The 20,539-nt window shown below is 63.7% G+C and carries 19 protein-coding genes and 1 tRNA gene; 7 read left to right on the plus strand and 13 right to left on the minus strand.

What is annotated here, in order from left to right:
• Positions 1–111: 111 nt before the first annotated feature.
• Both C404_RS46285 and C404_RS46290 read right to left on the minus strand, forming a co-directional pair.
• Complete coding sequence (locus C404_RS46285; protein ID WP_021195590.1) at positions 112–822, minus strand: YczE/YyaS/YitT family protein; 711 nt, start codon at positions 820–822, stop codon at positions 112–114.
• Positions 823–960: 138 nt separating this feature from the next.
• Positions 961–2,733: an adenine deaminase C-terminal domain-containing protein gene (locus tag C404_RS46290; protein WP_021195591.1), complete on the minus strand. Its 1,773-nt coding sequence runs from the start codon at positions 2,731–2,733 to the stop codon at positions 961–963.
• 171 nt (positions 2,734–2,904) lie between these two features.
• On the opposite strand from C404_RS46290, the gene C404_RS46295 reads away from it, so the two are divergent.
• The gene (locus tag C404_RS46295) at positions 2,905–3,807 is read left to right on the plus strand and encodes a LysR family transcriptional regulator (protein WP_021195592.1); all 903 of its coding nucleotides are present in this window, start codon (positions 2,905–2,907) and stop codon (positions 3,805–3,807) included.
• 121 nt (positions 3,808–3,928) lie between these two features.
• On the opposite strand, the gene C404_RS46300 is transcribed toward C404_RS46295, so the two are convergent.
• The 6 genes from C404_RS46300 to C404_RS46325 form a co-directional block, all read right to left on the minus strand.
• Positions 3,929–4,018 (minus strand) — tRNA-Ser (locus C404_RS46300).
• An 80-nt stretch (positions 4,019–4,098) separates the two neighbouring features.
• Positions 4,099–5,415: a serine--tRNA ligase gene (gene serS, locus C404_RS46305; RefSeq protein ID WP_021195593.1), complete on the minus strand. Its 1,317-nt coding sequence runs from the start codon at positions 5,413–5,415 to the stop codon at positions 4,099–4,101.
• A 75-nt stretch (positions 5,416–5,490) separates the two neighbouring features.
• Positions 5,491–6,798: a replication-associated recombination protein A gene (locus C404_RS46310; protein WP_021195594.1), complete on the minus strand. Its 1,308-nt coding sequence runs from the start codon at positions 6,796–6,798 to the stop codon at positions 5,491–5,493.
• Positions 6,799–6,899: 101 nt separating this feature from the next.
• Positions 6,900–7,316 (minus strand): hypothetical protein, encoded by a 417-nt coding sequence (locus tag C404_RS46315; RefSeq protein ID WP_021195595.1) that lies wholly within the window; start codon positions 7,314–7,316, stop codon positions 6,900–6,902.
• Between the two features lie 35 nt (positions 7,317–7,351).
• Positions 7,352–7,999 carry an outer membrane lipoprotein chaperone LolA gene (gene lolA, locus C404_RS46320; protein WP_021195596.1) on the minus strand — a complete coding sequence of 216 codons (648 nt, stop codon included), beginning with the start codon at positions 7,997–7,999 and terminating at the stop codon, positions 7,352–7,354.
• Between the two features lie 100 nt (positions 8,000–8,099).
• The gene (locus C404_RS46325) at positions 8,100–10,457 is read right to left on the minus strand and encodes a DNA translocase FtsK (protein WP_021195597.1); all 2,358 of its coding nucleotides are present in this window, start codon (positions 10,455–10,457) and stop codon (positions 8,100–8,102) included.
• A 211-nt stretch (positions 10,458–10,668) separates the two neighbouring features.
• On the opposite strand from C404_RS46325, the gene trxB reads away from it, so the two are divergent.
• The 3 genes from trxB (at position 10,669) to C404_RS46340 (ending at position 13,091) form a co-directional block, all read left to right on the plus strand.
• Positions 10,669–11,625: a thioredoxin-disulfide reductase gene (gene trxB / locus C404_RS46330; protein WP_021195598.1), complete on the plus strand. Its 957-nt coding sequence runs from the start codon at positions 10,669–10,671 to the stop codon at positions 11,623–11,625.
• A 131-nt stretch (positions 11,626–11,756) separates the two neighbouring features.
• The gene (locus C404_RS46335) at positions 11,757–12,422 is read left to right on the plus strand and encodes a Smr/MutS family protein (RefSeq protein WP_021195599.1); all 666 of its coding nucleotides are present in this window, start codon (positions 11,757–11,759) and stop codon (positions 12,420–12,422) included.
• 45 nt (positions 12,423–12,467) lie between these two features.
• Positions 12,468–13,091, plus strand: a complete 624-nt coding sequence (locus C404_RS46340) for a trimeric intracellular cation channel family protein (protein ID WP_031329582.1) — start codon at positions 12,468–12,470, stop codon at positions 13,089–13,091.
• A gap of 41 nt (positions 13,092–13,132) precedes the next feature.
• Here C404_RS46340 and glnK read toward each other — a convergent pair whose 3' ends face one another.
• Genes glnK through C404_RS46355 form a run of 3 tightly spaced genes read right to left on the minus strand, consistent with a single transcriptional unit; the run spans position 13,133 to position 15,761 of the window.
• Positions 13,133–13,471 carry a P-II family nitrogen regulator gene (glnK, locus tag C404_RS46345; protein ID WP_021195601.1) on the minus strand — a complete coding sequence of 113 codons (339 nt, stop codon included), beginning with the start codon at positions 13,469–13,471 and terminating at the stop codon, positions 13,133–13,135.
• 14 nt (positions 13,472–13,485) lie between these two features.
• The gene (locus C404_RS46350) at positions 13,486–14,112 is read right to left on the minus strand and encodes a class I SAM-dependent methyltransferase (RefSeq protein ID WP_021195602.1); all 627 of its coding nucleotides are present in this window, start codon (positions 14,110–14,112) and stop codon (positions 13,486–13,488) included.
• An 11-nt stretch (positions 14,113–14,123) separates the two neighbouring features.
• Positions 14,124–15,761, minus strand: coding sequence for an NAD+ synthase (locus tag C404_RS46355; RefSeq protein ID WP_021195603.1), 1,638 nt, complete (start codon positions 15,759–15,761; stop codon positions 14,124–14,126).
• Positions 15,762–15,816: 55 nt separating this feature from the next.
• On the opposite strand from C404_RS46355, the gene C404_RS46360 reads away from it, so the two are divergent.
• Positions 15,817–17,031 (plus strand): GNAT family N-acetyltransferase, encoded by a 1,215-nt coding sequence (locus tag C404_RS46360; RefSeq protein ID WP_031329583.1) that lies wholly within the window; start codon positions 15,817–15,819, stop codon positions 17,029–17,031.
• A gap of 67 nt (positions 17,032–17,098) precedes the next feature.
• Here C404_RS46360 and C404_RS46365 read toward each other — a convergent pair whose 3' ends face one another.
• Both C404_RS46365 and ppa read right to left on the minus strand, forming a co-directional pair.
• Complete coding sequence (locus C404_RS46365; RefSeq protein WP_037011969.1) at positions 17,099–17,296, minus strand: hypothetical protein; 198 nt, start codon at positions 17,294–17,296, stop codon at positions 17,099–17,101.
• Between the two features lie 301 nt (positions 17,297–17,597).
• Positions 17,598–18,125, minus strand: a complete 528-nt coding sequence (gene ppa / locus C404_RS46370) for an inorganic diphosphatase (protein ID WP_021195606.1) — start codon at positions 18,123–18,125, stop codon at positions 17,598–17,600.
• 157 nt (positions 18,126–18,282) lie between these two features.
• Between ppa and C404_RS46375 the strand changes: the two genes are divergently transcribed.
• A complete protein-coding gene (locus C404_RS46375) occupies positions 18,283–19,719 on the plus strand; it encodes an aldehyde dehydrogenase family protein (RefSeq protein WP_021195607.1) in 1,437 nt (478 codons plus the stop codon).
• 36 nt (positions 19,720–19,755) lie between these two features.
• A complete protein-coding gene (locus tag C404_RS46380) occupies positions 19,756–20,514 on the plus strand; it encodes an SDR family oxidoreductase (RefSeq protein WP_021195608.1) in 759 nt (252 codons plus the stop codon).
• Positions 20,515–20,539: the final 25 nt, after the last annotated feature.

The raw sequence follows: 20,539 nt of genomic DNA on the forward strand, positions 1-20,539 counted from the left end.
CGAAATCGGAACCATGGAAAGGGGCGGCAATGCCGGTCGTACTGCCGCAGATCAGGTACCGCTAGACGCCTACAGCGATGCGCGGCTGATCACGTAGCCCGTGGGATGAGGTCAGTAACTTCGATGTTCCAGCGATCGCTGCTGATAGGAAGACACCGCGACTTTGGCCTTCTGGAACAGGAAGAAATAGAGCTTGATGTACTGCCCCACCAGGATCGCGTTCATGAAGGTGCCTTCACGAATGAACTTGGGACCGCCTAGCAGCGCAAAGCCAATTGCCGCGCTGATTACCAGAAGCGTGCAATCGAAACTGGTCTTGATATCGCCCCACTTGAAGCCCGTCCGCTTGAACAGCGTGTTGACGAACATGTCGATCGGCATGAGCACCAGGTTGGCGCGGATCATCAGGAACAGGCCGAACCCGAGCAACGCATCGGCAAACACCAACAGCAGGAACTTCATGTAGTAGTCCTGGAACCCGATCGACTTCGTCAGCAGCAGGTTCAGGTCCAGGCAGCTCGCCAGCACAAAGGCGGGAATCAACGCTGCAAAGTTCTTCACCGTGAAGTCCTTGCGCGCGACCAGGTACGTGAGGAGCAACATCAACAACTCGAGCATGAAGTTGTAGGTGCCCTGGCTGAGCGGCGGATACACCAGCGTCATGGTGCGGGTCAGACTGCTTTGCGGCGAGATGCCGATGCCGGCCCGGATGGCCAGGCTGATCCCCAGGGTCAGTATGTAAATGCCAACGACGTATGTAATCCAGCGCCGTGTCAGGCTACCGGTATCAATGACTTCCGCTTCCCTTGCGTGGTGTGCCATGGTTGTCCCTCCGTTGTCTGCCTGCCTTGTGCGGTGCCATTCGTGACTGTCGACGACGGTCGCCGCTTTTGTTCTTAGCTCCCCAGGCCGCCGGGGGCCTGAGCCCCCGGCAGATACGCGCCTTCTATCGGCGCCTCATCAAACCATGAAACCGAAGCGATCGAGCGAGATGAACAGCGTCAGCAACTTGTTCACCACGGGCTCGCCTTCGTTGTGGTTACCCATTGCCGCCAGCGCTGCATCAATGTCGCGGGTGGCCGTCAGCAGTTCGTCGAGGTTCATGTTGGCCTGGACGCCGTAGATCTCCAGCGGCAGCAAGGCCTTCACCTGTTTGTTCTCGGTGACCGCGCAGCCGCCTGCGTAGCCGTCGACCTCCTTCAGGCAGTGGCACATCTCCGCACTGTCCTGCCCCACTGCAACGAAGTACGCCTTAGGTGCCGGCCAGAAGGTCGCCACCGCGCCGCGATCGATATGCACGCCCTTGAACAGGCCGTTGACGACGTGGCGCTTGCCGTTGGCGTAACGCTGCACAACCGAAATGCGGTTGAGATTGACGCCACCGAATTCCGGCACGACCTTGCCGTCGCGGTACGGCACCCACACTTCCTGGAAGAACTTTTCGTGGCCGCGGCCGTAGACGTCGAACAGGTATACCTTCGCCTGCTGGCCGTCCGCCGAGATTTCCATCGGCACCAGATCCAGCTGTTCCGGCGTCAAGTCAGCCAGACCCGGCACCGCCTTCTTCACCATGCCGGAATAGTCGATGTCGGCCTGCTTGAGCAGCTTGCGATCCTTCGCCACCAGTTCGCCATCCTTGAAGACGAAGCGCGGGTTGATCTTCGACAGACTGTCAGTCAGCACGATATCGGCGAAGCGGCCCGGCGTGAGCGAACCGAACTTGTTGTCCATGCGGAATGCGCGTGCCGTGTAGAGCGTGGCCATCTTGATCGCCTTGATCGGCTCAATGCCCATCTCCGCACACAGCGAGACGATCCAGTCCATGTGGCCCTTGGTCAGCAACCGGTCGACCGAGATGTTGTCGGCGCAGAGCTGGAAGTTCTCGGCGGGCCATTTCCGCTTGACGATGGAGCGCAGCATGATCTTGATCACTTCCGGGCTGCCCACGCCAAACTTGATCTGCGTCTGCAGGCCATAGCGCACGCTTTTCTCGATGTCGTCCTCTTTCCACACATCGTGGTTGGCGAAGGCGCCGATGGCGGGCATGTAGTTCAGCATCATGTCCGACAGCGTCGTCACGCCCCAGTGCGTGTTCATGAAGCCGCCCTTGGCGCGCCCCAAGGCCGATTTTCGGAAGTCGTCGTCGTTGCCCACGCTGTAGGTCAAATGCGCCAGTTCGCCCAGGCCGATCACCGGATCCATCTTCAGCAACGCATCGGTGACTTCCACCGACGTCTTCTTGCCCGGCGCAAACGCAAACACCCGGTACGGCAAGCGCTCGTGGTGCTTGAACAGTTGCTCGGTAGCCTGCACCGCTTCGTCACCTGCCGCACTCACAAAGTCGAGGCACTCGGAGAAGATGGTGGTCGTACCGCAAGGGACGATGGCCTCGGCAAAAGCGGCCGGATGCGCCAACTGGGCTTCGAAGTGCACGTGCGCATCGATCAGGCCCGGAATGGCGTACAGGCCTTCGCCGTCGAACACCTGGCGCACCTTGATGGCCGTCTCGTCCGGGTTCAACGCAACGATGCGCTTGTTGTAGACGAGGATGGACCCTTGATACACCGACTCGCTATGCACATCGAGGATGTTCAGGTTCTTCAGGAGAAGATCGGCCTCCTTCTTGCCGTTGAGCACATCAAAGATTGCTTTCACCTGATCGTAGTGGGCATCGACCTCGCTCTGCGTTGTGTCCGCCGCCGTGATGCCTCGTCCGCTGACTTCTTGGTACATGATTGACGCTTCCTCAATTGGTTTTGACTTGTCCGTGCCGCACTGCAACGAACTCTTGCGGCTGCGACTGGTGCCATTAAGACCGAAGTCAGCGTTTCCAAAAAGAAGCGTTTTTCGCACAGAGTGTGCACTTTTCGAGTACGCTCAATCCGACTCCAGGAGCGGGCTCACATGCTGCATTCACGGTTGCTGCGGTACATCGACGAGATCGCACGGTCCGGCTCAATCCGTGCCGCGGGCGAAAAACTGCACATCGCCCCATCGGCGATCAACAAGCATCTGCTGCTGCTTGAGGAGGAGATCGGCGAGCCGCTGTTCGAGCGCTTGCCGCGCGGGCTGCGGCCCACGCCGGCAGGAGAAATCCTCCTCGCCCATGTGCGCAAGACCATCCTCGAATATCGCCAGGTCGAAGCCGAGATACGTGACCTGAAAACGCTGCAGAAAGGCGAAGTCATCATCGCCACGGTGACCGGTCTGGCCAGCGGTATTGCCTCCACCTCCGCAACGAACTTCTGTGCGAGCCACCCGCACATCCAGATTTCGATCCGGGTGATGTCCACGCGCGAAATCGCCGATGCGCTCATCAGCGGCGAGGCTGATCTGGGGCTCGGCTTTAACCTGCCGCCTTCGCCGCAACTCGAGAGCTTGTGGGAAATGGACACGAGCCTAGGGGCCGTGATCTCAACTAAACACGCATTGGCGCGCATGGAGTCGATACCGCTCGCCTTCTGCACTTCGTATCCGCTGATCTTCGCGGACCGCTCCATGCTGATGCACGGCATCGTTGCGGATACGTTCGTGGAGGCGGGGCTGGATGTCGAGCCGGCCTTCCGAACCAACTCGATCGAGACGATGAAGCGCCTGGCTGCCGCGAGCGAGGGCATCGCGTTTCTCAGCCGATTCGACATTGCCGAGGAGCACCGCCAGGAACTGCTGACCTACCGGCAGATTCGCGACCGGGCCTTCAGCAAGAACGCCCTGTCACTGGTCCGCCGCGAGAAGCACGGGCATGGGCTTGCGAGCTTGTTGCTCGCTGAGGAAATCATGAGCGTGTTGGGGGCGATGAGCGGGTGAGTTGGTGGATTTGCCAACACGTCATCCGATGGCGCCGCCTTGGGCGCGTAAACGAAAAAGCCCCGCCAGTGGCGGGGCTTTGTTCGAACCAGGCTCCGTTTGACCGGGGCGCTGGACTTGCTGGCGGAGAGGGTGGGATTCGAACCCACGGTACCGTCGCCGGTACGCCTGATTTCGAGTCAGGTACATTCGACCACTCTGCCACCTCTCCGGTAACTGGGTCGCTGAATCGCGAAACCGCGACTATAACAGAATTTTGCCGGCCGGATCAAGAGGGTCGGCGCAACTCCATCAAACTGCCGGTTTCAGCACTTCCTGGCCGCCCAGGTACGGGCGCAGCGCCGTCGGCACCGTGACCGAACCATCTGCGTTCTGATAGTTCTCCAGTACGGCCACCAGCGTACGGCCCACAGCGAGACCCGAGCCGTTGAGCGTGTGCACCAGCTCCGGCTTGCCCTGCGCGTTGCGGAAGCGGGCCTGCATGCGGCGCGCCTGGAAGTCGCCCATGTTCGAGCACGAGCTGATTTCGCGGTACGTGTTCTGCGCTGGAATCCACACTTCGATGTCGTACGTCTTGGTGCTGCCGAAGCCCATGTCGCCCGTACACAACACGACGGTGCGGAACGGCAGTTCCAGCTTGCGCAGGATGTTCTCGGCGCAGTTGGTCATGGCGTCCAGCGCGGCGAACGAGGTTTCGGGCTGCACGATCTGCACCATCTCAACCTTGTCGAACTGGTGCTGGCGGATCATGCCGCGCGTGTCCTTGCCATACGAGCCGGCTTCGGAACGGAAGCACGGCGAATGGGCGGCAAACATCATCGGCAGCGCATCACCGGCAACGATCTCGTCGCGTACGAGGTTCGTGAGCGGCACCTCGGCCGTCGGGATCAGGTAGAAATTCTCGACGTGCTCGCCGGTCTCTCCTTCCGCGCCGTGCCCCATCTTGCGCGGCACGCGGAACAGGTCTTCCTCGAACTTCGGCAACTGGCCGGTACCGCGCATCGACGCGGCATTGACGATGTACGGCACGTATGCCTCGGTGTAGCCATGCTCCAGCGTGTGCGTGTCGAGCATGAACTGCGCGAGCGCACGATGCAGACGCGCCACTTGGCCCTTGAGCACGGTGAAGCGCGCGCCCGACAGCTTGGCACCGGCGTCGAAATCCAGCCCCAGCGCGCTGCCCAGATCCACGTGATCCTTGACCGGGAAGTCAAACGCGCGCGGCGTGCCTTCACGGCGCACTTCCACGTTCTGCGTTTCGTCGCGGCCGGTCGGCACGCTTTCGTGCGGCACGTTCGGGATCGACAGCATCAGGTCCTGCAGCTTGGTCTGCACCACGTCGAGCTGTGCGGCAGATGCCTTCAACTCATCGCCAATGCCGGACACCTCGGCCATCACCGCCGATGCGTCCTCGCCCTTGCCCTTGAGCATGCCGATCTGCTTGGACAGGCTGTTGCGGCGCGCCTGCAGCTCTTCGGTCCGGGTCTGGATGGCCTTGCGTTCCGCTTCGAGCGCGGCAAAGCCTGCCACGTCGAGGACGTAACCGCGGTCTTTGAGGCGCGCGGCGACGGCGTCGATGTCTTTGCGCAGCAGTTGGATATCAAGCATGGTGGGAAGAAAACTGTGGGGACGAACGATCCGAAGGATCGAAAAGGCCGATTTTATCGCACCGGCCCGCGGGTCTTATTTGTTGCGAGAGGATTTGGCCTGCTCGGCGTGCCACTGCGCATCCAGCTCACGCAGGTGCCGCAGCTTGTCGCCGATCTTGCCTTCCAGGCCGCGCGGCGTCGGCACGTACCAGTTCTGCGCGGGCAGATCGTCGGGGAAGTAGGTTTCGCCGGCCGCGTAGGCTTCGGGCTCGTCGTGGGCGTAGCGGTAGGCATGGCCGTAACCGAGCTCTTTCATGAGCTTGGTTGGGGCGTTGCGCAGGTGCACGGGCACGGTGCGCGACTTGTCCTGACTGACGAACGCGCGCGCCGCGTTGTAGGCGTTGTAGCCGGCGTTGGACTTGGGCGCGATGGCCAGGTAGATCACCGCCTGGGCCAGCGCCAACTCCCCTTCCGGCGAGCCGAGGCGCTCATACGTCTCGGCGGCATCCAACGTAATGCGCCCGGCGCGCGGGTCGGCCAAGCCGATGTCTTCCCACGCCATGCGCACGATGCGGCGGGCGAGGTAGCGCGGGTCGGCACCACCGTCGAGCATGCGGCAGAACCAGTACAGCGCCCCGTCCGGATCGGAGCCGCGCACAGACTTGTGCAGCGCGCTGATCTGGTCGTAGAAGGCATCGCCACCCTTATCGAAGCGGCGCAGGTTTTCCGACAGCGCAGACGCCAGCAGCGCCTCGTCGATCACCGGGGCGGTATCGCCGTCGGCCTGTGCACGCGCCGCGCGCGTCACGATCTCGACGTTGTTGAGCAGCTTGCGGCCATCGCCATCGGCAGAAGCGACGATGGCGTCGAGTGCGGCGGGCGTCCACTCCAGGCCGCCCAGCTCTAGGCGGGCGCGCTCGGCCAACTGCTTGAGCTCGTCGTCCGACAGGCTCTTGAGCACGTACACCGCGGCACGTGACAACAACGCGCCGTTCACCTCGAACGACGGGTTCTCGGTGGTCGCGCCGATGAAGGTAAACAGCCCGCTTTCCACGTGCGGCAGGAAGGCATCCTGCTGGCTCTTGTTGAATCGGTGCACTTCGTCAACGAACACCAGCGTGCGGCGGCCGTTGGCGCGAAACTGCTCGGCGCGCTCGACCGCCTCGCGGATGTCCTTCACGCCCGACAGCACCGCAGACAGCGCGATGAACTCGGCATCAAAGGCGTGCGCCATCAGCCGCGCCAGCGTGGTCTTGCCCACGCCGGGCGGGCCCCAGAGGATCATCGAATGCGGCTCGCCGGAGGCAAATGCCACGCGCAGCGGCTTGCCCGGCCCCAGCAGATGCTGCTGGCCGATCACATCATCGGCGGAATGCGGGCGCAGGCGTTCGGCCAACGGCATGTGGGCGGGCGCGTCCGGGAAGAGAGAAGCAGAAGCGTTCATGCGAGGGATTGTCGCAGAAACCGGGCGCGGCCCCGGCGCCCCGCTCCCGCACCGCACGCTCAGTTCGACGCGCGCTGCGCCAGCCCCATGAATTCCTTGGCGGGCAGCGGGCCGTGGCACGACTGCGTGCCGTCCGACTCGCGCAGCAGCAACCACACGCTCTCGCTACCCGGTGGCTGAATCACAAACGGCTTACGCAACGCGGCCTCAGGAATACGCGGGTCTTGCGCATTGGGCAATGCGACAACCTGCGCGGCATGTCCCTTGACCAACGCGGCGCATTCCGCATCCGATAGCTTCGTGACCCGCAGGAAATCCTTGTTGACCAGCACCTCCGGCAGCACGGTGTCGGGCGCGGTCAGGAACGAATCGACGTCAAAACGGGACGCACCCGTGGAGGCGCATCCCGCAAACACCACCGCTGTGGCGGCAACAACGGCTGCACGCTGCAGCGATGTGGTGAACGGCAAAGGCATGGTCGGTCTCCCTATCGAAAACCGGCCCCTACGCGTTATTGCTTGATAACGTCAGCCCCCTTGGGCGGCACGAAGCGGAACGCGTTGGCCGGCAGTTGTAGATTCTTCTGAATGTTCGAGAACGTCAGCAGCGTGGTGTTCCCGAAGGCGTCGCGCAGCTCCATTCCCTGCAGCTCACCACTGCGGAAACCGATGGCGATGCGCTCGAACTGCGTGTCCTTCGCCTTGGGCGTGAGTTCAACCCAGTCGATGCCGTCTTTTGTCCCGCCTTCCTTGAGCGTGAAGTTCTTGGCAAGGTCATTGCTGCCGAACAGGATGGCGGCCGGGCTGGAACCGAGCGATGCATCAAGCTTGCGCTCGGTCACCTGGCTCAGGTCCTTGTCGTAGATGTAGAGCGTCTGTCCATCTGCGGACAGTTGCTGCTCATACGGCTTCACATAGCGCCAGACAAAACGGCCCGGGCGCGAGAAGGAGAAATCACCGCTGGAGGTGCCAGCCAGACGCAGCGGGTTGCCATTGGTGCCGCCCTTGACCTGGCGCTGCACGAACTCACCACGCGCGGTGGTGACGTTGCTCACGAAGGCGTTGAGCTGCTCGACCGCGCCCGCATAGGCACCGGCCGACCACGCCGCCAGCGATACCAGCCCGGCGGCCATCAGGTGACGTGCTTTCAACACAAACATAGGAATCCCGGTTTTCAGTTGATCTTGTTGTTAGTGGCCGGCCGCACCCGAACATTCCGTCGATGCGGTAACGCGATGTAACCGCAACATGCACGCAGCGTCATTCCTCTTCGACGACGTTGCCGTTACGGTTGGGCGCCAGAATTTCGCGGTTGCCGTTGCCGGACATGGCAGAGACGAGGCCCGCCTTTTCCATGTCTTCGAGCAGGCGCGCGGCGCGGTTGTAGCCGATGCGCAGGTGGCGCTGCACCAGCGAGATCGACGCACGGCGGTTCTTGAGCACCACGTCGACGGCCTGGTCGTACAGCGGGTCTGCTTCGCCGCCGCCAGCGCCAACGAGGCCTGCACCACCGCCAAAGCCGTCGCCGCCACCCTCGCCATCGACCACGCCGCCTTCGAGGATGCCCTCGATGTAGTTCGGCTCGCCTTGCGATTTGAGGTTGTCCACCACCCGATGCACTTCGTCATCCGACACAAATGCGCCGTGCACGCGCACCGGCAAACCGGTGCCGGGCGCGAGATACAACATGTCGCCCATGCCCAACAGCGCTTCGGCGCCCTGCTGGTCGAGAATCGTGCGCGAGTCGATCTTGCTGCTGACCTGGAAGGCGATCCGCGTCGGCACGTTGGCCTTGATCAAGCCGGTAATCACATCCACCGACGGCCGCTGCGTCGCCAGCACCAGGTGAATGCCGGCGGCACGCGCCTTCTGCGCAATCCGTGCGATCAGCTCTTCGACCTTCTTGCCGACCACCATCATCAGGTCAGCCAGTTCGTCGATCACGATCACGATCATCGGCAGCTTGTCGAGCGGCTCCGGCGCATCGGGGGTCAGGCTGAACGGGTTCGGAATCTTCTCTTCACGCGCGGCGGCTTCTTCGATCTTCTTGTTGAAGCCGGCCAGGTTGCGCACGCCCATCTTGCTCATGAGCTTGTAGCGGCGCTCCATCTCTCCCACCGCCCAGTTCAGGGCGTGGCCCGCCTGGCGCATGTCGGTCACGACCGGGCACAGCAGGTGCGGAATGCCTTCGTAGATGCTCAGCTCCAGCATCTTCGGGTCAATCAGGATCAGGCGCACCGCATCGGCCTTGGCCTTGTAGAGCAGCGACAGGATCATCGCGTTGATGCCGACCGACTTACCAGAGCCCGTGGTACCGGCCACCATGCAGTGCGGCATCTTGGCGAGATCCGCCACCACCGGCTTGCCGGCGATGTCCTTGCCCAGCGCCATGGTGAGCTGCGAAGCGCTCTCGTTGTAGACCTGCGAACCGAGAATCTCGGACAGGCGCACGGCCTGACGCTTCGGATTCGGCAGCTCCAGGCCCATGAAATTCTTGCCCGGAATCGTCTCCACCACGCGGATGGAGACCAGCGACAGCGAACGCGCCAGGTCCTTCGCCAGGTTGACGATCTGACTGCCCTTCACGCCCGTGGCCGGCTCGATTTCGTAGCGCGTGATGACCGGGCCCGGATAGGCCGCCACCACCTGCACTTCCACGCCGAAATCCTTGAGCTTCTTCTCGATCAGGCGCGAGGTGAATTCCAGCGTCTCGGCACTCACGGTTTCCACGACGGTCGGAATCGGGTCGAGCAGCGCCAGCGGCGGCAGGTCCGAGTCATGCATGTCGACAAACAGCGGCTGCTGCTTCTCGCGCTCCACGCGGTCGCTCTTGACCACGGCGGTCGGACGCACGATCTGCACCGGCGGCGATTCTTCAATGCGCACGCGGCGGGTTTCGACCACCTCTTCGCGCTCGACCTTGGCTGCTTCGCCGATGGCACGGTCCTGCTTGTTCTCGCGGCGCGTCTTGAAGCCGACAAACAGCATCTCGACGCCCGCGCCGATCTGCTCAGCCAGGTTCAGCCACGAGAAATGGAAGAACAGCGACAGCCCCACCGTAAACATCAGCAACAGCACCAGCGTGCCGCCGGTAAAGCCCAGCGAATGCTGCATCGCCCCGCCAATCAGGTCGCCCAACACCCCGCCCGGCGCCCGCGGCAGCTTCATATGCATGCTGTACATGCGGATGGCTTCCAGCCCCATGCTGGAGGCCAGGATGAGCGCAAAGCCGATCCAGGTGACGCTGGCGTCCACGCGTGGCATGGCCGAAGTTGCCCGATTCGGTGGCAAGCGCTCATCCGACATCAACTCTCGCCAGCCACGCCAGACGCGGCGCACCAGCAGCAACGCCCACCAGTAGGCGGAGGCACCAAACACGAACAGCAGCAGGTCTGCTAGCCATGCCCCCACGCGCCCGCCCAGGTTGCGGATCTCGTCGACCTGGCTGGCGTGGGTGAAACCGGGGTCCGCACGGTTGTATGACAGCAGGATGATCAGGAAGGCGATGGTCACCGCCAACAACAGGAACCAGCGGACCTCGCCCAGCAGGCGCCCAATGCGGGACGGCAGCGCGGCGGGGTCGGTACGGGTTGTCGGGGTGGTGGAAGCTCGGGCCATGCGGGAGACGGGTGCGCCGCTTGGGCGAGCCCGCGCGGCTTAAAGACAGCACAAATACGATGCCAAGGATTGTAACGCGCCCCTATCACTGCCATTGGAATTTACAACCGGGCGGACGAGGGGGTGCCACTTTATAATGTCGCCCGTCACCCTCACCTACCCTGCGCGGCGGTCGCTTCACCCCTCGCGCCGCGCAACTACGGAACGCATCATGGCAAAACACGCAAAAGTGCTGATCCTCGGCTCCGGCCCCGCTGGCTACACGGCCGCCATCTACGCCGCCCGGGCCAACCTGAACCCGGTGCTGGTTACCGGCCTGGCCCAGGGCGGTCAGCTCATGACCACCACCGACGTGGAAAACTGGCCCGCCGACAAGGAGCACCTGCAAGGCCCCGAGCTGATGCAGCGCTTCCTGGAGCACGCGGAGCGGTTCAACACGGAAATCGTGTTTGACCATATCCACACCGCGCACCTGAATGAAAAGCCGATCCGCCTGATTGGCGACTCGGGCGAGTACACCGCCGACGCACTGATCATCTCCACCGGCGCCTCGGCCCAATACCTGGGCCTGCCGTCGGAAGAGAAATTTGCCGGCCGCGGCGTGTCTGCCTGCGCCACCTGCGACGGTTTCTTCTACAAGGGCCAGGAAGTGGCCGTGGTGGGCGGCGGCAACACCGCTGTGGAAGAAGCGCTGTACCTGGCCAACATTGCCAGCAAGGTCACGCTCATCCACCGCCGCGACAAGTTCCGCGCCGAGCCGATCCTGATTGACCGCCTGCACGAGCAGGAGAAGAAGGGCAAGATCGAGATCAAGACCAACATGGTCCTCGACGAGATCCTCGGCGATGACTCCGGCGTGACGGGCGCCCGCCTGAAGGGCACGCACGAGAACGAAGGCAAGACCGAAGAGATCAAGGTGGCTGGCGTGTTCATCGCCATCGGCCACAAGCCGAACACCGATCTCTTCAAGGGTCAGCTGGAAATGAACGAGACCGGCTACATCCGCACGCAGAGCGGCCTGGCCGGCAACGCCACCGCCACCAACATCCAGGGCGTGTTTGCCGCCGGCGACGTGCAGGATCACATCTACCGCCAGGCCATCACCAGCGCCGGCACGGGCTGCATGGCCGCGCTGGACGCCCAGCGCTACCTGGAAGGCCAGGAGTAAGTCTCCTGCCCCCGGGTTTCCCGGGTTCAAACAACGCGGCCGATGGGACACCATCGGCCGTTTTGTCATGCGCGGCGCCTTCGTATAATCGACGCACGCTCCACCCTGATTCGCTTGCCCCGCCTGCTGCCATGAAACGCGCCCCTACGCCCGCCACCAAGCTCAGCCTGACCGACCTGGGCAAGCTGCGCGAACAGCTCAAGCACGAAACCGAGGCACGCGAGGCCGAACGCCAGCGCGCCGAAACCGCTGCGCGCAAGGCAGAAGAAGAGGCCAACGTGTTCCGCGCCAACGTCGGCGAGGTGAACGCGCTGCGCCAGAACAAGCGCGTCGAGCATCCGCGCAATCCGCCTGCCCCCGACCCCGTGCATTCACGTGCGGAAGACAAGCGCGTGCTGGATGCCTCGCTGTCGGACGAATTCGACGTCGACAACCTGCTGGAGACCGACGACACGCTCTCCTACCGCCGCCCCGGCATCGGTGACGACGTGCTCAAGAAACTGCGCCGCGGCGAGTGGGCCACGCAAGACCAGATCGACCTGCACGGCCTGCGCCGCGAAGAAGCGCGCGAAGCGTTGGCCGCCTTCCTGCGTCGCGCGGTGCAGCGCGGCATTCGCTGCGTGCGCGTGATCCACGGCAAGGGCCTGGGCTCGCCCGATAAGACACCGGTGCTCAAAGGCAAGGTGCGCTCGTGGCTGGTGCAAAAGGAAGAAGTGATTGCCTTTGTCGAGCCACGCAACACGGCCGGCGGCGCTGGTGCTGTACTGGTGCTCCTGCGCCAGCCGCACGGTTCCTGACGCGTTCATCTTCCCATCGCCCCCAATAACAAGAACAACACGCCCATGCACGTAACCCGCCTGCAGTTGGTGATGCACTGGATGGAGATCCTCGCGGTCTTCTCATTCGCCATCTCGGGGCTGGCTGAGGCGAAGCGGCGCCGGCTCGATGCCGTGGGCGCGTTCATCGTGGCCTTCCTGACGGCCTTTGGCGGCGGCACGCTGCGCGATCTATTGCTCGATCGCCGGCCTTTCTACTGGGTCGAGCACGAGCACTACCTGCTCGCGCTGTTCATCATGAGCCTGTTCGCCAACTGGGTGATCCGGCTGGTGAGCCAGCTTGTGTCCGACCGCGTGCTGATCGTGGCAGACGCCATCGGCATGGGCCTGTTTGGCGTGCTGGGTACACAACTGGCGCTGGATGCCGGCGTGCCGATCTTTGTGTCGGTGATGATGGGCGTGATCACGGCGGCCTTTGGTGGCCTGCTGCGTGATGTGGTCTGCAATGAGGTGCCCATGCTGCTGCGGGATAACCACCCGTACGCGACCTGCGCGTTTCTCGGGTGTTTCCTCTACGTCGGGCTGACGTTCACGGACCTGCTGCCGAGCGTGTCCGTCGTGATCGCCACGCTGGCGATCGTGATCGGGCGACTGGTGACGCTGCGCTGGAACATCACCTTACCGCGCTGATCGGTAGCGGCCGGCGCGAGCACGCCGGCCAGACAGGTCGCTTAGACCGCAGCTTCGTCCTTCTCGCCGGTGCGGATGCGGATCACCTGCTCCACCGGCATCACGAAGATCTTGCCGTCGCCGATCTTGCCGGTCTTGGCAGCCTTGACGATGGTGTCGATCACGTTTTCGACCTGGTTGTCGGCCACCACCACCTCGATCTTGATCTTCGGCAGGAAGTCGACCACGTATTCAGCACCGCGATACAGCTCGGTGTGGCCCTTCTGGCGGCCGAAACCCTTGACCTCGGTGACGGTCAGGCCAGTCACCCCCACGTCGGCGAGCGACTCGCGCACTTCGTCCAGTTTGAAGGGCTTGATGATGGCGGTGATCTGTTTCATGGGTGTCTCGCTAACTAGTTGGTGAGGTATTCAAGCGTCCAATAATACTGGAGCCGGTTAATGCGCACATCCTGGGCGATGCCGGCCACCGTTTGCAGCAGCGTCGGATCGTCGGGAAAGTTCTTCAGGACATCGTGCTCGCTGCCGTCACTTAAGGGGCGGCGCTGCCACGTGTTGCCATGCTCGTCGTTGTAGGCAACGGGCGTGCTGGAACCAAACACATACTGGTTATCAAACCACAGCACCCGCACGCCGGGCCCGAGCACGCGGTGCAGCCCTTCGACATGCTGACGCAGGTGCTGCAACGGCACGTGCGACCACCAGCAGCCTGCCGTCATCACCTCGAACGTGCCCGGTGCGAACGGCAGCGCATCGTTATCGGCCCGCACGAACGCCGCGCCCGCAATGCCCTTACCGCGCGCGATGCGCAACACGGTGTCGTTGTAATCCGCGCCGACAATGCTGCGCGCATCCGCCATCGCCTCGGTCCAGAAACCGGTACCACAAGCCAGGTCCAGCACCCGCGCGCCACGCGTCACGTCACGCACGCGCGCCTTCAACCACGCCAAATCACCCTGCCGCTCGGGCTTCGTATAAATCCGCTCGTATTCGGGGGCACGTTTGGCGTAGTAGTCGAGCATGGCGTCGGTGCTTATTCCTTGAACCGCGAGGTGATCGGGTACCGCCAATCGCGCCCAAACGCGCGCTGCGTCACACGCACGCCCACCGGCGCCTGACGGCGCTTGTACTCGTTGATCTTGATGAGGCGCACGATCTTCTGCACATCGGCTTCGGCAAACCCGGCGGCGATGATGTCGCTCACGCGCTGGTTCTGCTCCATGTAGCGCTGCACGATGGCGTCGAGCGCGTCGTACTCGGGCAGGCTGTCCTGGTCGGTCTGGTTCTCGCGCAGTTCGGCCGACGGCGCACGCGTCAGGATGCGCTCCGGAATCACTTCAGACAGCGTATTGCGGTAGCGGCACAGCCGATAGACCAGCGTCTTGAAGATGTCCTTGATGACAGCGAAACCGCCAGCCATGTCGCCGTACAGCGTGCAGTAGCCGACCGCCATTTCGCTCTTGTTGCCGGTGGTCAGCACAATGCGGCCAGACTTGTTGGACAACGCCATCAGCAGCGTGCCGCGGATGCGCGCCTGGATGTTTTCCTCCGTCGCATCTTCCGGCAGACCACGGAATTCTTCCGCCAGCGCGCCCCTGAACGCATCGAACATGGGCGCGATGGGGATTTCGTCGTACTGCACGCCCAAGCGGGCAGCCATGTCGCGCGCATCCACCCACGAGATATCGGCCGTGTAGCGCGAGGGCATCATCACCGCGCGCACGCGATCGGCGCCCAGCGCATCGACGGCAATCGCCAGCACCAGCGCCGAATCCACGCCGCCCGACAGGCCGATAATCGCGCCCGGGAAACCGTTCTTGCCGAGGTAATCCCGCACACCCAGCTTGAGCGCCTCGTACACCTGCGCCTCCAACGAGGCTTCCGGCACGATCGTGCCGGGCAACGCCTTGCCGCCGTCGAACTGCACGGTGCCGACGCCCTCGACAAACTGGCCCATCTGCACGACCACCTTGCCCTCGGCATCGAGCACGAACGAGCCACCGTCGAACACGAGCTCATCCTGGCCGCCGACCAGGTTCACATACACATGCGGCAGGCCCGACTCCTTCACGCGCGCACCGATGATGCGTTCGCGCAGGTCTTCCTTGTCCAGGTGATACGGCGAGGCGTTGGGAATCAACACCACCTGTGCGCCGGCAGCCTTCGCGTAAGCCGTGGCCGAGGGGTACCAAGCGTCTTCGCAAATGATGATGCCGAAGCGTGTGCCGTCCACCTCGAACACAAAGGGTTCGGTGCCGGGCTGGAAGTAACGCTTCTCGTCGAAGACTTCGTTGTTGGGCAATTCGAGCTTGTTGTACCGGCCGACCACACGGCCGTCCACAGCCACGGTCGCGCTATTGGTCGGTTTAGGCAGCACGCCGGGCGCTGGGGCTTCCAGCGAGATCTGCGGGTGCCCGATCAGCACGTGCAGGCCCGGGAAGGCCGCCAGCTCGGCGATGAGCGCATCGAGCGCACGCGCGCTGGCATCGATGAACGCGGGGCGCAGCAACAGGTCTTCGGGCGGATAGCCGGTAAGCGACAGCTCCGGCGTGAGGAGAATGCGCGCACCAGCCTGGTGCGCCTCACGCGCAGCGGCGACGATACGGGCAGCATTGCCGGCGAAATCGCCGACGGTGCAGTTGATCTGGGCGAGAGCGACAGTGACGGTCATGGGGGCAATATGGGATGCAAGCGCAGCACCCCGGGCTGGAATTAGAATCGGCGGCATGACTTCCCGCCCCCTTGTTCCCGAGCCCGAAACCCGCGCCGGATCGCAGCATTATCGCATGCGGCTTGTGACCGATCTGCGCGACATCGGCCGCGACGCGTGGGACGCCCTGCTCGGCCAGCAGCCCGAGGCGACGCCCTTCCTGCGCTACGACTTCCTGCACGCCCTGCACGAGAGCGGCAGCGCATCGCCCGACACGGGCTGGTCGCCGCAATACCTGACGTTGTGGGAAGACGGTGCACACGGAGAAACGCTGGCTGCCGCCGCGCCGCTGTATGTGAAGGGCCACTCCTATGGCGAGTACGTCTTCGACTGGGCCTGGGCCAACGCGTATGCGCAGCACGGGCTGGAGTACTACCCAAAGTGGCTGTCTGCCATCCCCTTCACGCCGGTGCAGGGCGCTCGTCTGCTGGCGCATAGCGCCGACGCGCGCGCTGCACTGCTCGACACGTTGCTGGCGGTGGCGCGACAAAGCGAGTTGTCCTCGCTGCACGTGCTGTTCCCGACCACGGATGAGGCCGAACAGATGCGCGCCGCTGGCATGTTGCTGCGGCACGGGGTGCAGTTTCACTGGTGCAATGCGGGCTTCGGCAGCTTCGACGATTTTCTTGCCGCCTTGGAGCAGAAGAAGCGCAAGAACATCCGCGCCGAACGCCGCCGTGTGCATGACGCCGGCATCACCTTCCGCCACGTCCCCGGCGCGGCGGCCACCGATGCCGACTGGCGCTTCTTCCACCGTTGCTACCGCACCACCTACCGCGAGCATCACTCCTCGCCGTACCTGAACCTGGAGTTCTTCCGCCAGATCGGCCAGTCGATGCCGGAGAACCTGCTGCTGGTAATCGCCTCACGCGCGGGCAACGACATCGCCAGCGCGCTGCTGGTGGTCGATGCACGGCCGGAAGCGTCGGTCATGTACGGCCGCTACTGGGGCGCGATCGAGCATCACCCCTGCCTGCACTTTGAGACGGCGTACTACCAGCCGCTGACGTACTGCATCGAGCACGGCATCCGTACGTTCGAGGGGGGTGCTCAGGGTGAGCACAAGATGGCACGCGGCTTTGAACCGGTGGCGACACTGTCAGCGCATTGGCTCGCGCATCCGGGCTTTGCCGATGCCGTAGGCCGGTTCCTCGACCGCGAGACGGCCGGCATGGAAGCGTATCTGGACGAACTGACGGACCGCTCGCCGTTCAGGCAGCGTCCGGAGTAAACAACCGGGGAAAGGACCGCGAAGGCCGGGGAGACGGCGTCTGCCACAACGGCGGACGCGAAACAGCTTAGCGTGCGGCCAGCTTCTGTGCGGGGACCGGGCACTGCGCCGGGCAGGCACCCGCAGTCGGCAAGGCGCCAGCCGGCGCGACACCACGTTCGCCAGCATGCGCCGCATCGGCCGGGCCAGCAAGCAACGCCCACACGGTAAAGGCGATCATGGCCATGAGAGAAAGCACGGGAACGGCAACGGTCTTGTTCAACATCGCAGTACCAGGGGTTGGAGTCAAACTTGTCCGGGAGTCTAGAGGCGCCGTTTCCGACGGGCAAATGAGCGTTACTTAAATCTCTGTATAGCGGGATTGCGTCGCCCCTTCATGCATTACATGAAGAAACACCCCGGAGAATGCATGATGCGATATTCGCTCGCCACAAATGGCTGCACCATGCGGGTTGGTGGGTAGTGCGACATTGCAGTCATTTCGACCCTCCAAACAAAAAATCCCGGCCATCCTTACGGATGCCGGGATTTTCCTGCTCAGGCGTACAGCAAATTCGTCAGGTGTCTTACTTCTTATAGTTGGCCACGCCGTCAACGATTTCCTTGTGGGCTTCTTCAATGCCGCCCCAGCCTTCGACCTTGACCCACTTGCCGGCTTCCAGCGCCTTGTACTGCTCGAAGAAGTGCTTGATCTGATCCAGCAGGTTCTGGCCGATGTCGGACAGGTCCGTCATGTGCGCGGTGGCGGGGCTCAGCTTGTTGACCGGCACGGCGACCAGCTTGGCATCCACGCCGGACTCGTCCGTCATCTTCAGCATGCCCAGCACGCGGCAGCGCACCACGCAGCCGTGGATCAGCGGGAACGGCGTGACAACCAGCACGTCCACCGGGTCACCGTCGCCCGACAGCGTCTGGGGGATGAAGCCGTAGTTGGCCGGGTAGCGCATGCCGGTGCCCACGAAGCGGTCCACGTGCAGCATGCCCGTTTCCTTGTCGGCTTCGTACTTGACCGGGTCGCTTTGCGCCGGAATCTCGATGATGACGTTGAAGTCGTTGGGGATGTCCTTGCCCGGCGAGACGTTGTTGAAGCTCATGGAAATGCTCCGGAATGCGCGAAGTGCGTAAAAACGCGACGCAAATGGTTGAAAAAAGGTCAAAAACCGTCGGCGGGCATTATAGCCCCTGACGCCCGGCAACCCTGGCGCACCCGTGCGAAAATCGCGCGTTGCCGATCTTCTGCAGGAACCCCCCATGCACGCCCAGCACTTCATCGCCAACCGCTTGATGTCGCCCGATTCGGGCATGCGCATCAAGGTGTTCGACCCGTCCGACGGCCAACCCTTTGCCGAGATCGCACGCGGCAATGCCACCGACATCAGCGTGGCCGTGCACGCCGCGCGGCGTGCCTTTGAAGGCGTCTGGGGCCAGTTACCCCCCGCCGAGCGCGGCCGGCTGCTCATGCGCGTGGCCCTGCGCCTGGCCGATCACGAAGAAGAGCTCGCCCGCCTGGAAGCCCGCGACACCGGCAAACCGATGCGCCAGGCCCGCGCCGATGCCCGTGCCATCGCCCGCTACTTCGAGTTCTATGCCGGGGCCGCCGACAAGCTGCACGGCCAGACCATCCCCTATCCGGCGGATACCACCGTGCTGACCGTGCGCGAGCCGCATGGTGTGACGGCGCACATCATCCCTTGGAACTACCCGATGCAGATCTTCGGGCGCAGCGTGGGCGCCGCCTTGGCTGCGGGCAACGCCTGCGTGGTCAAGCCGGCCGAAGACGCTTGCCTGTCGATCCTGCGCGTGGCCGAACTGGCTGCCGAGGCGGGGCTGCCCGATGGCGCACTCAACGTCGTGACCGGCTACGGCCATGAGGCGGGCGCAGCACTGGCGGCGCATCCGGGCATCAACCATGTGTCGTTTACCGGGTCGCCGGAAACGGGCAAAGCCATCGTGCGCGCGGCGGCTGAAAACCACGTGCCCGTCACGCTGGAACTGGGCGGCAAGTCTCCGCAGATCCTGTTTGCCGATGCGGATCTGGAAGCGGCGATCCCGGCGGTGGTCAACGGCATCATCCAGAACGCGGGGCAGACCTGCTCAGCCGGCAGCCGTGTGCTGATCGAGCGCAGCATCTACGAGGCGGTGCTCGATCAACTGGCCACGGTATTCGAATCGATCAAGGTCGGCCCCGCATCGCTGGATCTGGATTGCGGCCCGCTGATCAACCCGAAGCAGCAGCAACGGGTGTGGGATTTCGTCTCGGATGCACAGCACGCCAACATTCCGGTGATGGCGCAAGGGCAGGTCGTGCCGGAGGCGCCGGAGACCGGCTACTACCAGGCGCCGATGCTGTTGCGCGACGTCCCGCACACGCACCGCCTTGCGCAGGAAGAGGTGTTTGGGCCGCTGCTGGCCGCCCTGCCCTTCGACAGCGAGGCCGAAGCCCTGACACTCGCCAACGGCACGCCGTACGGGCTGGTGGCCGGCGTGTGGACGCGCGACGGCGGACGGCAGCTTCGCCTGGCGCGCAAGCTCAAAGCCGGCCAGGTCTTCATCAACAATTACGGCGCAGGTGGCGGCGTGGAGCTGCCCTTCGGCGGCACGGGCCAATCGGGCCACGGGCGCGAGAAAGGCTTCGAGGCGCTGTACGGTTTCACCACCTTGAAGACCATCGCCATCCGCCACGGCTAGAGCAACACAAACCACACAACACCACGAGGAGACACCATGCGGCTTGCGGGCAAGATCGCCATCGTCACGGGCGCGGGTTCGGGCTTTGGCGAGGGCATCGCCAACACCTTTGCCCGTGAAGGCGCACGCGTCATCGTCAATGACTTGAACACCGAGGCCGGGGAGCGCGTGGCCGATGCCATCCGCGTGGCTGGCGGCGATGCGCATTTCGTGCATGCCGACGTGTCGGATGGTGATTCGGTCGCCAAGCTGCTGGGCGCCACACTTGCGCGTTATGGCGATCTGCACATCGTCATTAACAACGCCGGCACCACGCACAAGAACAAGCCGCTGCTGCAGATCACCGAAGACGAGTTCGACCGCGTGATGGCCGTCAACGTGAAGAGCATCTACTGGACGGCGCGCCACATGGTGCCTCACTTCCGCGAGCGCGGCGGCGGTGTGTTCGTCAACGTGGCGTCCACGGCGGGCGTCCGGCCGCGGCCGGGGCTCGTTTGGTACAACGCCAGCAAGGGGGCCGTCATCACGGCCAGCAAAGCGATGGCGGCCGAGCTCGGCCCGGACAAGATCCGCGTGAACTGCGTGAACCCGGTGATGGGCGCCACCGGCCTGATCGAGCAGTTCATGGGCATGCCCGATACGCCCGAGAACCGTGCGCGCTTTCTGGCGACGATTCCGATGGGGCGGCTGTCTACGCCGCAGGATGTGGCCAATGCCTGCTTGTACCTGGCCTCGGATGAGGCGGAGTTCATCACCGGCGCGTGCCTGGAGGTGGATGGCGGGCGCTGCGTATAGTCGTCACTGCGAACCCTGCAGCAGG

This window comes from Ralstonia sp. AU12-08 (assembly GCF_000442475.1).
Lineage (GTDB): Bacteria > Pseudomonadota > Gammaproteobacteria > Burkholderiales > Burkholderiaceae > Ralstonia > Ralstonia insidiosa.

Coding starts and splice junctions, on each gene's coding strand:
- trxB (WP_021195598.1), top strand. CDS start 10,669: ATGGCAAAACACGCAAAAGTGCTGATCCTCGGCTCCGGCCCCGCTGGC.
- C404_RS46295 (WP_021195592.1), top strand. CDS start 2,905: ATGCTGCATTCACGGTTGCTGCGGTACATCGACGAGATCGCACGGTCC.
- C404_RS46360 (WP_031329583.1), top strand. CDS start 15,817: ATGACTTCCCGCCCCCTTGTTCCCGAGCCCGAAACCCGCGCCGGATCG.
- C404_RS46315 (WP_021195595.1), bottom strand. CDS start 7,316: ATGCCTTTGCCGTTCACCACATCGCTGCAGCGTGCAGCCGTTGTTGCC.
- serS (WP_021195593.1), bottom strand. CDS start 5,415: ATGCTTGATATCCAACTGCTGCGCAAAGACATCGACGCCGTCGCCGCG.
- lolA (WP_021195596.1), bottom strand. CDS start 7,999: ATGTTTGTGTTGAAAGCACGTCACCTGATGGCCGCCGGGCTGGTATCG.
- C404_RS46310 (WP_021195594.1), bottom strand. CDS start 6,798: ATGCCGTTGGCCGAACGCCTGCGCCCGCATTCCGCCGATGATGTGATC.
- C404_RS46285 (WP_021195590.1), bottom strand. CDS start 822: ATGGCACACCACGCAAGGGAAGCGGAAGTCATTGATACCGGTAGCCTG.
- C404_RS46365 (WP_037011969.1), bottom strand. CDS start 17,296: ATGTTGAACAAGACCGTTGCCGTTCCCGTGCTTTCTCTCATGGCCATG.
- C404_RS46340 (WP_031329582.1), top strand. CDS start 12,468: ATGCACGTAACCCGCCTGCAGTTGGTGATGCACTGGATGGAGATCCTC.
- ppa (WP_021195606.1), bottom strand. CDS start 18,125: ATGAGCTTCAACAACGTCTCGCCGGGCAAGGACATCCCCAACGACTTC.
- C404_RS46375 (WP_021195607.1), top strand. CDS start 18,283: ATGCACGCCCAGCACTTCATCGCCAACCGCTTGATGTCGCCCGATTCG.
- C404_RS46290 (WP_021195591.1), bottom strand. CDS start 2,733: ATGTACCAAGAAGTCAGCGGACGAGGCATCACGGCGGCGGACACAACG.
- C404_RS46355 (WP_021195603.1), bottom strand. CDS start 15,761: ATGACCGTCACTGTCGCTCTCGCCCAGATCAACTGCACCGTCGGCGAT.
- C404_RS46335 (WP_021195599.1), top strand. CDS start 11,757: ATGAAACGCGCCCCTACGCCCGCCACCAAGCTCAGCCTGACCGACCTG.
- C404_RS46350 (WP_021195602.1), bottom strand. CDS start 14,112: ATGCTCGACTACTACGCCAAACGTGCCCCCGAATACGAGCGGATTTAT.
- C404_RS46325 (WP_021195597.1), bottom strand. CDS start 10,457: ATGGCCCGAGCTTCCACCACCCCGACAACCCGTACCGACCCCGCCGCG.
- glnK (WP_021195601.1), bottom strand. CDS start 13,471: ATGAAACAGATCACCGCCATCATCAAGCCCTTCAAACTGGACGAAGTG.
- C404_RS46380 (WP_021195608.1), top strand. CDS start 19,756: ATGCGGCTTGCGGGCAAGATCGCCATCGTCACGGGCGCGGGTTCGGGC.